Consider the following 11082-nt stretch of genomic DNA (forward strand, 5'->3'; position numbering starts at 1 on the left):
TGTACTCGCAAGCCTACTAGCTCAGCCCATCTCCGTCAAGGCAGGAGGTTGGTCATGCCACAAAGTGGCTGATTGTCCAGTGAATCAAGGACTAGAGGAGAGCCCTCGCCCTGGGATCCATTGAGGAAGTTGGAGGGGGCGCCGGGAAGCTAGGGGTTGCAAAAGGGGCACTGAGCCGGATCCGCCCAAGTCTCTGCCACAGGCTCGGTGTGGGTGTGGGAACAGCGGGCACAGCCATAGATCCATGCCTTGGTTACAGCGGTGGGAGCACCACACTGGCCGCAGGGCAAGCCTGCCAGGGGGCGGATGCGCCAGTAGCCGGGAGTGCCGCAGGCTGGGCAGAGGCTTTGGGCTTTGGCAATGAGGTTTTGGGTGGCTGCCGCGATGACCTGCAGGCGGGTTGGGTTGTACAGGGCCCGCATGTCGGTTTCCAGGTGCAGCCCCTGCTGCCGGGCCAGCAGCTCCTCCACCACCTGCCTCAGGGTTGCTTCGTCTTGGATCCCTTTGTGGATAACTTGGGGGTTTTCCGGCTGGTCGAGGGCGATCAGGGCATGCTCGGGGAAACCGACTTTTTGGGCAAAGTCAAGCGCTTCCGCAAAACTTTGCACCCAGCGATGGCTGAAATTGGTTTGGGTACTTTCTGCATAGCCCACCAGCTCCAAGGGATCCGCGCCGGATTCAAAAACCTTGAGCATGACCCATTCCTGGTTCCAAGGCATCCAAGGGATCTGGGGATGGGGGCCGAAGGATCCCTCGCTGGCCAAAACCAAGGGGGCAGGGTAAGCTTGGCGGGCTCTCTCGATCTTTAGACGTAGGGTGTGGAGGGGATCCCCTGGCCGGGGGCGCTCCCGCGAGAAGGTGCCGAATTGGTCGGTGCCTAGAGGTATCACCTGCACCTGGATCCCCAGATGCTCGGCCAAGAGAGGGGCAATCACCTCCTCTTTGCGATGCAGGGTTGCCAAGTAGGCAATCCGACCCTTCCAGTCCATAGAGGTGCTGCAAAAAGCCTACAGCTTTTGTCCTCGGGCAAGTCGAGATGGCTCAAACTAGGGGGCTGGGTTTTGCCGCCAAGCCCAAGTGGGCGACGGCCTCGGCCAAAGCGGCCTCTCGGCTTTCCACAAACCGCTCCGCCGGCAGGGGCAAACGTAGGCTTTCCAAGCGCTGCCGGATGCGGCCTCTGGCGCCGACAATCCACACCTGTTTGCCGCGATCTAGGGCCTCGCGAATGGCATTTTCCAGGGAGAGGGTCGCCGAAACCCCCAGCATCGGCACATCCGATAGGTCCACCACCAAAGCTTGGCAGGAGGCTACCGCCTGATATTGGCGGGAAATGGCCTGGGAAACCCCGAAGATCATCGGGCCGCTCAAGTAAAACAACAGCACCTGGCCGCGGCCCTGGCGCAGCAATTCCTTTTCCCGCGGGGTGAGGTCTACGGCATCGTCCGCATCGGTAATGGCTTTCACCTCTTCCGACTGAAGCTCGCTCAGGCGCTGGATGGTGAGCAAGTTGGCCACGAACACCCCCACTCCCACGGCGGCGATGAGATCCACAAATACGGTCATGAACATCACCCCGTACATAATGGCTGCCCCTTTGAGGGAGAGGCGGTGGGCCCGCTTCAGGAAGCTCCAGTCGAGGATGTCCACCCCCACCTTGAAAGCAATCCCCGCCAGCACGGCCATCGGGATCCCTTGGGTCAGGGGAGCAGCAAACAGCACCACCATCAAGAGGATGAGGGCGCGGAGGATACCGGCCAAGGGAGTACGTCCCCCCGACTGGATATTCACCACCGTGCCCATGGTGGCGCCGGCCCCCGGCAAGCCCCCCAGGAAGCCAGAGACCAGGTTGGCAATTCCCTGCCCAATCAGCTCTTGGTCAGAGTCGTGGCGGGTGCGCGTGAGGTTGTCGGCAATCACCGCCGTCAAGAGGGTATCGATGCAGCCCAGCATGCCCAGCACCACCCCGTCCAACACCAGGCTGGCCAAGGCAGCAAAGGGCAGCTGGGGCCATTGCACCTGCGGCAAGCCAGTGGGGATGGGGCCAATGCGCCGCAAATCCCAATCCGCCATGAACAAGCTGGCCACCAACGTTCCCAACACCAGGGCCACCAGCTGGGGCGGCACCGCCCGCCGCCAAGGCTTGGGATAGCCAAAAAGGATTGCCAGCGTTAGCAGACCTAACCCCAGTTCCGGCACCTTGAGGTTGAGCAGGTAGGTCGGCAGGTTCCGCACGGCCCCGATGACTCCCCCCTGGCTAGCGTGGCCCAACAGCGGCGGGATCTGCAGCAAAATCATGATCCAGCCAATCCCCGACATAAAGCCGGAGATAACGCTATAGGGCATGAGGGTAATGTATTTGCCCAGCTTCAGGGATCCAAACAAGATCTGAAACAGCCCCCCCAGCATGACCACCGTGAAGGCCGGCGCCAGCCCCTGCTCGGGATAGCGGGCGGTAACCTTGGCAATGACTGCTGTCATCATCACCGTCATCGGCCCGGTGGGCTCGGAGATGAGGGTGGGGGTACCGCCGAACAGGGCCGCAAAAAAGCCCACACACACCGCCCCGTAAAGACCTGCCACTGGCCCCGCCCCGGAAGCCACTCCAAAGGCTAGGGCCATCGGCAAGGACACAATTGCCGTCGTCAGGCCACCGAAGAGATCCCCGCGCCAGTTTTCTAGACTTAGACGCTGACGCCAGCCCCTTAGAAGATTGCCTCCGCCAGCCTGTACCATACCTTGCCACTCTCAACGCTATAGGCAGCCTATCATTGAGGGTTACCCTAAGGCTAAGTTAGAGAATAGACTTTTACCTATGAACTTCTTCAGGGATCCCCGAGCAGCCTCGGCGGGAAGCTCCTCACAAGGCCGATGGTAGACTGAGACTAGGGCTACCTTGCCTGCGTCAAGCTAACTGGCATTCTTCCCATCCCATGAGCGACAATGAGTTGGCCGCGCGCATCATCTCCACTGACCTGCAGCGGGAGATGACGCAGTCCTACCTGGAATACGCCATGAGCGTTATTGTCGGGAGGGCTTTGCCAGACGCGCGGGATGGCCTCAAGCCGGTGCATCGTCGCATCCTCTATGCCATGTACGAGTTGGGCCTGACGGCGGATCGGCCCTTTCGCAAGTGCGCTCGGGTGGTGGGGGATGTAATCGGGAAATACCATCCCCACGGGGATCAGGCGGTTTACGAGGCCCTGGTGCGCATGGCCCAGGATTTCTCCATGCGGGAGCGCCTGGTGGATGGGCACGGCAACTTCGGCTCCATTGACAACGATCCGCCAGCGGCCATGCGCTACACCGAGTGCCGTCTCACGGCCTTTGCCCAAGAAGCCCTGCTGCAGGACCTCGACGCCAACACCGTTGACTTTGTCGACAACTATGACGGATCCCAGCAGGAGCCACTGGTGCTGCCAGCGCGGATCCCGCAGTTGCTGCTGAACGGCTCTTCCGGTATTGCCGTGGGCATGGCCACCAACATTCCCCCCCACAACCTGGGAGAGCTGGTGGACGGCCTGATTGCCCTCATCGAAAACCCCAACCTGAGCAGCCTGGAGTTAATGCAGTGGATCCCCGGGCCAGACTTTCCCACGGGCGGGCTGATCCTGGGCCAGGAGGGCATCCGCGAAGCCTACGCCACCGGGCACGGCTCCATCACGCTGCGCGGCGTGGCCACCATCGAAACCCTCGAGCAGCCGGGCCGGCCGGCGCGGGAGGCCATTGTCATCACCGAGCTGCCCTACCAGACCAACAAGGCAGCCATGATTGAAAAAATTGCCGAGTTGGTTAATGAGAAAAAACTGGAGGGCATTGCCGACATCCGCGACGAGAGCGACCGCAGGGGCATGCGGGTAGTCATTGAGCTGAAGCGGGATGCCCAGCCCCAGGTGGTGCTCAACAACCTCTACAAACAGACCCCCCTGCAGACCAGCTTTGGGGTCAACATGCTGGCCATCCTCAACGGCAGGCCCTGCACCTTGACGTTGCGGGACGCGCTCCAGACTTTTCTGGACTTTCGGGTAGAGCTCATCGAGCGGCGCACCCGCCACGAGCTGCAGAAAGCCGAGGAGCGAGCTCACCTGCTCCAGGGGTACCTTGTGGCTTTGGGGCAGCTGGATCGGGTCATTGCTCTCATTCGGGAAGCGGCTGATCCTGCCACCGCCCGAACCGAGCTGCAGAGCCAACTGGGGCTAAGTGAAGTGCAGGCCGAAGGCATCCTCCAAATGCAACTGCGCCGCCTCACGGCCCTGGAAGCCGAGAAAATCCAGGCCGAACACGAGGACTTGCTGCGGCAAATTGCCGATTTGCGGGACATTCTCACCCGGCGGGAACGGGTGATGCAGATTATCCGCGAGGAGCTGTTGCAGCTCAAAGCCCGCTTTGGGAGCCCGCGCCGCTCCCGCTTTTGCCTGGAGGACGGTGAGCTGGAGGTGGCCGATCTCATCGAAAACCGCGAGACGGTCATCTTCCTCACGGAACAGGGCTACATCAAGCGCATGGATCTCGAAGAGTTTCGGGTGCAAGGACGAGCCACCCGCGGCAAGGCTGGCGCTCGCATCAAAGAAGACGATGCCATTGCCCAATTTTTTGCCTGTTGCAGCCACGACACCCTTCTCTTTTTCACCAATCGGGGGGTGGCCTATACTCTGCCCGCCTACCAGATCCCCCAAGGGAGCCGCACCGCCCGTGGCAGTGCCATTGTCCAGTTGCTGCCGCTGAGCCGGGAAGAGCGGGTTACCTCGATGGTGCCCGTAGGCGAGTTTAGCGAGGACGAATACCTGGTGATGCTCACGCGCAGGGGGTACATCAAAAAAACGGCCCTCAGCGCCTTTGCCAACGTTCGCTCCAATGGCCTGATTGCCATTTCTCTTGAAGAAGGTGACGAGTTGTGCTGGGTGCGCCGTGCCCGCCCGGCTGACGACGTGGTCATGGCAACTCGCCAGGGCATGGGCATTCGCTTCCGGGCTGACGACGAGCAACTGCGTCCCCTGGGGCGGCCGGCTCGCGGTGTGCGGGCCATTACCCTCAACGCCGGCGACGCCATCGTCAGCATGGATATTCTCTCTGCCGAGTCGGTGAGGGCTGCTGAGCAAGAGGGAGAGCGGCTAGCCAATCCCTGGGTGCTGGTCATCACCAAGGAAGGTCGGGGCAAGCGCTTGGCCATTGACCATTTCCGCCAGCAAAACCGTGGCGGCAAGGGGGTGATCGCCACCAAGTTCCGCCAGGCGTCGGATGAGCTAGCGGCCCTGCGCATCGTCAATGCCGAGGACGAGATCCTCTTGGTCACTGCCAGGGGCATGGTCATGCGCCAGCTGGCTAAGGCCATTCCTGCTCAGTCCCGCGAGGCAACGGGTGTGCTGGTGCAGCGCCTGGATCCCGAGGACAGCATCGTTGGGGTAACCGTGGTGCCGGCCTCATTTGTCGGGGATCCCTCGCCCTAGAGCTCCGGCTGCTCTTAGGTACGGCATTTGCCGCCTCAAAAGGGTGGGATCCCGTACCGAAGGCGGCAAGGCGTAGGTGGTAAGCTGGGCATAGCCCAAATTGGGGGAGCGGCAAGAGCCTGACGGATCAGGCAAGCCATCCCGTTGGGCTTTAGTTGCTGTGTTTGGGGAGCTTGGTAACTCCATGTCCAGCCCAATCAACTTCATTCCTGGCTTTGAGGCTGTGCCAACGCCTAGCCCCAACAACCGGCTCTGGCAATACCTGCAGGCGCAGGATCCCAGCGTTTTTCAGGATATTGCCCGCAATTCTTCTCCAGAAGTGCTAGAGATCTTGGGCTATAACATCCGCAGCCTGCTGGGCAGTCTGCCGTCCGACCAATTTGGCGTTCAAATCGTTACCAACCGTGAAAGTTTGGCAAAGATGCTCTCTGGAGCGATGATGGGGGGCTATTTTCTGCGGGTGATGGAGCAGCGCCTGGCCCTGGAGCAGTCTTTGGGCAACTCACCTGCTGCCATCGACGCCTCCCAGGCCTCCAGCGCGGATCAACCTTCGCCGGCAGAAGGCGAAAGCGCTCAGTAGCCGGGGGCTAGGCTTTGTCGGCCTGCAGCTCAGTCCACCCTCTGGTGCCACCAAGGACATTCAAGGCATCCCAGCTCAGCCGCCCGCTGCGGCGAATTTTAGTCTGCCCGGATAGCTTCAAGGGATCCCTGACGGCTAAGGCCGCCGCAGAGAGCATTTCCCGGGGCCTCCGCCAGGTCTTGCCCGAGGCAGAGGTGGAGCTGCTCCCCTTAGCCGATGGGGGAGAGGGCACGCTGGAGGTATGGCTAGCGGCGCTAGGAGGCGAGAAGAAAGGCCTATGGGTTACTGGCCCCCTAGGGGATCCCGTCTGGGCCGAGTACGGGGTGGCAGGGAAGCGGGCGCTGCTGGAAATAGCCCAGGTGGCGGGCCTAACCTTACTGCCTCCCGAGCGGCGGGATCCTACCCGCACCACCACCTACGGCTTGGGGGAGTTGGTGCGGGTTGCCTGTCGGGAGCCCGTTGCCGAGATCTGGATAGGGCTGGGGGGATCTGCCACCGTGGATGCAGGAGCAGGCATGGCCCAGGCCTTGGGCTATCGCCTCTTGGATGAAGCGGGGGATCCCCTGGCCTGGGGCGGGGGAGAGCTATCCCGGCTAGCGCGCATCGAGCCGCCTGAGCAGCCGGTCTGGCAGGGCAAGCGCATCCGCGGCCTCTGCGACGTGCAAAATCCCCTCACCGGCCCGCTGGGGGCAGCCGCCGTCTTTGCCCCTCAGAAGGGAGCCACCCCCCAGCAGGTGCAGCAATTGGAGCAAGCGCTGCAGCGTTGGGCTGAAGTGGTCAAGCGCGACCTGGGTCGGGCAGTGGAGGGGATCCCTGGTGCTGGCGCTGCCGGTGGGTTAGGAGCAGGGCTGGTGGCCTTTTTGGGGGCCACCCTGGAGTCCGGGATCCAGCTTTTGGCTCAGCAGTTGAACCTGGCGGAGCACATCCGTCGCTCTGATCTCGTGGTCACCGGCGAGGGCCGCTTTGACGAACAAAGCACCATGGGCAAAGTGGTAGGGGTGGTGCTGCAGCAGGCTAGGGCAGCCCAGAAGCCCCTCTTGATTCTCTGTGGCCAGGCCTCCCTTGCCGCCCGAGCCAACTTGGCAGTCCAGTCCCACCCCATCCGGGTAGGCGCTCTCTGTGACTGGATCCCGGATGTGGCCGCAGCCCAGCGCCAGGCCAGCCATTACCTAGAGCAGCTGGCTGCTCAAGAGTTGCGGGCCTTTTGCCAGCTATAATGCTTGAATCGTAACTCTAGGAAGCCATGGCCAGAATTGAGTTTTCTCCCGGCATTGAGGAAGTACCCACCCAGGTACGGCTGCTGAAATCTAAAACTGGCAGCCGGGGATCTGCCATTTTTCGCTTCGAGGAGTTGAAGACAGATACGCAAAACATCCTCGGCATGCGGATGATTGACGAAGAGGGGGAGCTAACTACCCGCAACATCACGGCCAAGTTCCTCAACGGGGAATTCAAAGCCCTGGAGGTAGTCTACGACATGGAAACCGAAGCCGAGTGGGAGCGCTTCCTGCGCTTTATGGAGCGCTTCTCGGCAACTCACCAGATGGGCAGGGCCTAAATTCTGCCGGACTGGTGTTTGGCCTTGGATCCCCTCGCCTCTTCAACCGAGGGCTGCGGTAGCGGGGGGCGGCGCTTGTGCCAGTCAGTGCTCTGCTCGTAGGCATAGGCCACCCGCAGCACCTTGCTCTCTTGCAAGACGTTGCCGATGATCTGCAGGCCAATGGGCAGGCCGTCGGCAAAGCCACAGGGCAAGCTCAGCGCTGGCAAGCCCGCCAAATTGACGGGGATCGTCATTAGGTCGCACAGGTACATGCTCAAAGGATCCTCCCGCTCCCCCGCTTTGAAGGCTGGCGTGGGGGTGGTGGGGCTGACCAATACGTCCACCTTCTCAAAAGCCCTGAGGAAATCCTGCTTGATTAGGGTGCGCACCTTTTGAGCTTTTAGGTAATAGGCGTCGTAGTAGCCGGCTGAGAGGGCATAGGTGCCAAGCATAATGCGCCGCTTCACCTCCGGCCCAAAGCCACGGGCGCGCGTCTTGCCATACATAGCCAAGAGGGAGTCGGCAGGCTCCCGCAGGCCGTACTTGACCCCGTCGTAGCGGGCCAGATTGGAAGAAGCTTCCGAAGGGGCAATGATGTAATAGGTAGCCAGGCCATAGCGAAAGCTGGGACAGTCAATCTCCAGGATCTCGGCCCCCAGCTCCTCTAGGTGTTGGATGGCTGCTTGCACGGCAGCGCGCGTCTCTTCCCCACACCCCTCTCCCAGCAGGTCGCGGATGACTCCAATCTTGAAGCCTTTGATCTCGGGGATCAGGGCCTGGCTATAGTCCGGGATCTCCACCCTAAGGCTAGTGGAGTCCAGGGGGTCATGGCCAGCAATCCCCTGCAGCAGCAGGGCCACATCCTCCACCGTGCGCCCAAAGGGCCCCACCTGATCCAAAGACGAGGCAAAGGCCACTAGCCCATAGCGGGAGACTAGCCCATAGGTAGGCTTAAGGCCGACCACGCCACAAAAAGCTGCCGGCTGGCGGATCGATCCCCCCGTATCGGACCCCAAGGCCACCACCGCTTGGTCTGCCGCCACCGCTGCTGCCGACCCCCCCGAGGATCCCCCCGGCACCCGCGTCAGATCCCAGGGGTTGGCCGTGCGCTGAAAGGCCGAGTTTTCCGTGGAGCTGCCCATGGCAAACTCGTCCAGATTGGTCTTGCCCACCATCACCATGCCGGCTGCTGCCAGCCGCGCCGTCACCGTCGACTCGTAGGGTGGAATGAACCCCTCCAGGATCCTGGAAGCGCAGGTGGTGCGGATCCCTTGGGTACAGAGGTTGTCCTTGACAGCCAAGGGGATCCCGGCCAAAGGGCCGATCTCCTCCCCGGCGCGGATGCGGGCGTCCACGGCTCTAGCTTGTTGCAGGGCCAGCTCCTCCGTGACGGTAATGAAGCTCTTAAGCTGCGGCTCCAGTTGGTGCAGGCGATCTAGGTATTCGCGGGCAATCTCCTCGGCAGAGCGCTCTTTGGCTACCAACTGGCGGTGGAGGGTGCGGATGACAGACATAGACCAACTTGCAAGGAAGGGCAAATGCCAATTGGAGGGCTTGGGCTACCGCCGTTCCAAAAAGTCGCGGCGCAGATCTCGGATCTCTTGCCGCATCTCTCTCATCTCTTTCGCCATCTCGTCAGTGCGGCGCTCCAGCGCTTCCGTGCGGCGCTCCAGGGCCTCGGTGCGGCGCTCAATAGCCCGGGTGCGCTCGTCAAAGCGATCCATTGACTCGCGAAAAAACTGGGCCAGCATCGCCTGTCCTTCCCGCAGCTCTTGAATCAAAACCTGCTGGTTCTGCTGGACAAGGCGCAGCTCCCGCTGGGCAGCTTGCAACTCTTTTTGGGAGGCTTGCAGCTCTCTTTGGGAGGCTTGCAACTCTTGGATGGCTTGAATCAGCCACTGTTCTTGCTCAGGTGTCATGGTTACTGAAGCACTACGGAATAAGGAAATCCTACCACCCCTCTCTTGCTGGGAGAGGGGCTAGGGGTGAGGGCGATGGAGAGTAGGGAACTCGAATCCCTGACCTCTGCGGTGCGATCGCAGCGCTCTACCAACTGAGCTAACTCCCCGTGCCTTTACTAGGATAACCTGAATCGGCAGCCAAGATCTCCCTCGCCTGCAACTCTAGCTCTACAAAAACCTTTGAGGGCACCCGCTCGGATCCCTTTAGCTCCAGCAGGTCGTACCAGCCTTCATAGAGCAGCAGCAGGCTTACTTTCTCTTCCAAAGGGTCCACAATCCAGTACTCACCAATCCCCAAGACGCAGTACTCCGCCCGCTTGGCCCGGTAGTCTGCTGCCCGGCTGGACTCGCTCACCACCTCCACCACCAATAGCGGCGGCGGGTCTTCTAGACGAATCAACGCCTCTCGGGATCCCATCTCCTGCCACTGCTGCAAAGGCAGCACCACCACATCCGGGATCCGCACCGTATCCCAGCGGTTGCCCCGCGGCGACTGGATCCCTAGGCCGCCCTGGATTGTTGTCCAGGGCAACTGCTGCCGCGCAATCTCTGCCTCGAAAACCTGGCTGAGAAACTTTTGAATCTGCACATGCCGTCCGGTTGGAAGGGCCATAGGAACCAACTCCCCCGCCACCAGCTCATAGCGGGTGTCGCTGCCATCTGAATAAGCAAGGTATTCCGCCAAGCTCAGGCGAGCTGTTGGGGGTGCGGAAACGGATCCCATGGCCAGAGCCATAACTTCTCTGTTGTCATCCTAGCCTTCCAAAATAAAACCCCTTAGGAAGAAGGGCTAGAGGTCGCTTGGGCTAGCGCCGTTCCAGAAAGTCGCGGCGCAGATCCCGGATCTCTTGCCGCATCTCTCTCATCTCTGCGGCCATCTCGTCAGTACGGCGCTCCAACGCTTCCGTGCGGCGTTCCAGGGCTTCGGTGCGGCGCTCAATAGCCCGGGTGCGTTCGTCAAAGCGATCCAGGGCCTCGCGGAAAAACTGGGCCAGCATCGCCTGCCCCTCGCGCAGTTCCTGAATAAGAAGCTGCTGGTTTTGTTGGACAAGGCGCATTTCTTGCTGGGCAGCTTGCAACTCTTGGACGGCACGGATTAGCCACTGCTCTTGCTCAGGTGTCATCGATCGCTAGCGGGTGTTGAGGTGCTACAGAAATCATACCGCCCTAAACCTCTCGCTCTGGGAGAGGGGCTGCTCAAAGCAAAACCCCCCTTCCTTAGGAAGAGGGGCCAAGGGTAGGGACGGAAACTCAAGCTCGATCAGTAAAGGGCTTCTTCTTGGTGGGTGATGATGGTGCAGTCAGAAGTAGGGTAAGCTACGCAGGTCAGCACATAGCCCTGGGCAATCTGGTCGTCATCCAGGAAGGATTGATCGCTTTGATCCACGGTGCCGCTCACCAGCTTGCCAGCACAGGTCGAGCAGGCTCCGGCGCGGCAGGAGTAGGGCAGGTCGATCCCTTGTTCCTCCGCCACGTCCAGAATGTACTCGTTGTCCGGCACATTGATGGTGACGTCCAGGCCCCGCTCTTCGTTGATCAACCGAACTTTGTAGACAG

General features: G+C 61.1%; 11 protein-coding genes and 1 tRNA gene. 4 read left to right on the forward strand and 8 right to left on the reverse strand.

All coding sequences use genetic code 11. The annotated features are described in order from the left end of the window. Positions 1-149: 149 nt before the first annotated feature. Together NW804_RS09995 and NW804_RS10000 are read right to left on the reverse strand one after the other, a co-directional pair. Positions 150-989, reverse strand: coding sequence for a DUF6671 family protein (locus tag NW804_RS09995; RefSeq protein ID WP_414423450.1), 840 nt, complete (start codon positions 987-989; stop codon positions 150-152). A 52-nt stretch (positions 990-1041) separates the two neighbouring features. Continuing rightward, on the reverse strand, positions 1042-2733 hold the full coding sequence (locus NW804_RS10000) for a SulP family inorganic anion transporter (protein WP_414410906.1): 1692 nt from the start codon (positions 2731-2733) through the stop codon (positions 1042-1044). 197 nt (positions 2734-2930) lie between these two features. On the opposite strand from NW804_RS10000, the gene gyrA reads away from it, so the two are divergent. The 4 genes from gyrA to psb28 all read left to right on the forward strand — a co-directional run bounded on the left by gyrA (position 2931) and on the right by psb28 (position 7582). After that, positions 2931-5444: a DNA gyrase subunit A gene (gene gyrA / locus NW804_RS10005; RefSeq protein WP_414423451.1), complete on the forward strand. Its 2514-nt coding sequence runs from the start codon at positions 2931-2933 to the stop codon at positions 5442-5444. Positions 5445-5628: 184 nt separating this feature from the next. Then, entirely contained in the window at positions 5629-6024 is a 396-nt protein-coding gene (locus NW804_RS10010) for a DUF760 domain-containing protein (protein ID WP_414395907.1), read from the forward strand. Positions 6025-6068: 44 nt separating this feature from the next. Next, on the forward strand, positions 6069-7241 hold the full coding sequence (locus NW804_RS10015; RefSeq protein ID WP_414423452.1) for a glycerate kinase: 1173 nt from the start codon (positions 6069-6071) through the stop codon (positions 7239-7241). A 26-nt stretch (positions 7242-7267) separates the two neighbouring features. Further along, entirely contained in the window at positions 7268-7582 is a 315-nt protein-coding gene (gene psb28 / locus NW804_RS10020; protein ID WP_414395904.1) for a photosystem II reaction center protein Psb28, read from the forward strand. On the opposite strand, the gene gatA is transcribed toward psb28, so the two are convergent. From gatA to NW804_RS10050, 6 genes are all read right to left on the reverse strand, one after another. Next, positions 7579-9078, reverse strand: coding sequence for an Asp-tRNA(Asn)/Glu-tRNA(Gln) amidotransferase subunit GatA (gene gatA / locus NW804_RS10025; protein WP_414405638.1), 1500 nt, complete (start codon positions 9076-9078; stop codon positions 7579-7581). The genes psb28 and gatA overlap by 4 nt on opposite strands. 45 nt (positions 9079-9123) lie before the next feature. After that, on the reverse strand, positions 9124-9483 hold the full coding sequence (locus tag NW804_RS10030; protein WP_414410910.1) for a hypothetical protein: 360 nt from the start codon (positions 9481-9483) through the stop codon (positions 9124-9126). A gap of 76 nt (positions 9484-9559) precedes the next feature. Continuing rightward, positions 9560-9632: transfer RNA gene (locus NW804_RS10035), tRNA-Ala, on the reverse strand. Continuing rightward, a complete protein-coding gene (locus tag NW804_RS10040; protein ID WP_414423453.1) occupies positions 9623-10261 on the reverse strand; it encodes a Uma2 family endonuclease in 639 nt (212 codons plus the stop codon). Before NW804_RS10040 ends, NW804_RS10035 begins: the two co-directional genes overlap by 10 nt. 70 nt (positions 10262-10331) lie before the next feature. Further along, positions 10332-10649 carry a hypothetical protein gene (locus tag NW804_RS10045; protein WP_414423454.1) on the reverse strand — a complete coding sequence of 106 codons (318 nt, stop codon included), beginning with the start codon at positions 10647-10649 and terminating at the stop codon, positions 10332-10334. A 137-nt stretch (positions 10650-10786) separates the two neighbouring features. Continuing rightward, the coding region (locus NW804_RS10050; protein WP_414423455.1) for a ferredoxin at positions 10787-11082 on the reverse strand (296 nt) is incomplete at its 5' end.

It is taken from the genome of Synechococcus sp. WC10meta, assembly GCF_047461475.1.

Excerpts from the sequence above, each read along its gene's own strand:
- NW804_RS09995 (WP_414423450.1), bottom strand. The coding sequence starts at position 989 with ATGGACTGGAAGGGTCGGATTGCCTACTTGGCAACCCTGCATCGCAAA.
- NW804_RS10000 (WP_414410906.1), bottom strand. The coding sequence starts at position 2,733 with ATGGTACAGGCTGGCGGAGGCAATCTTCTAAGGGGCTGGCGTCAGCGT.
- gyrA (WP_414423451.1), top strand. The coding sequence starts at position 2,931 with ATGAGCGACAATGAGTTGGCCGCGCGCATCATCTCCACTGACCTGCAG.
- NW804_RS10010 (WP_414395907.1), top strand. The coding sequence starts at position 5,629 with ATGTCCAGCCCAATCAACTTCATTCCTGGCTTTGAGGCTGTGCCAACG.
- psb28 (WP_414395904.1), top strand. The coding sequence starts at position 7,268 with ATGGCCAGAATTGAGTTTTCTCCCGGCATTGAGGAAGTACCCACCCAG.
- gatA (WP_414405638.1), bottom strand. The coding sequence starts at position 9,078 with ATGTCTGTCATCCGCACCCTCCACCGCCAGTTGGTAGCCAAAGAGCGC.
- NW804_RS10030 (WP_414410910.1), bottom strand. The coding sequence starts at position 9,483 with ATGACACCTGAGCAAGAACAGTGGCTGATTCAAGCCATCCAAGAGTTG.
- NW804_RS10040 (WP_414423453.1), bottom strand. The coding sequence starts at position 10,261 with ATGGCTCTGGCCATGGGATCCGTTTCCGCACCCCCAACAGCTCGCCTG.
- NW804_RS10045 (WP_414423454.1), bottom strand. The coding sequence starts at position 10,649 with ATGACACCTGAGCAAGAGCAGTGGCTAATCCGTGCCGTCCAAGAGTTG.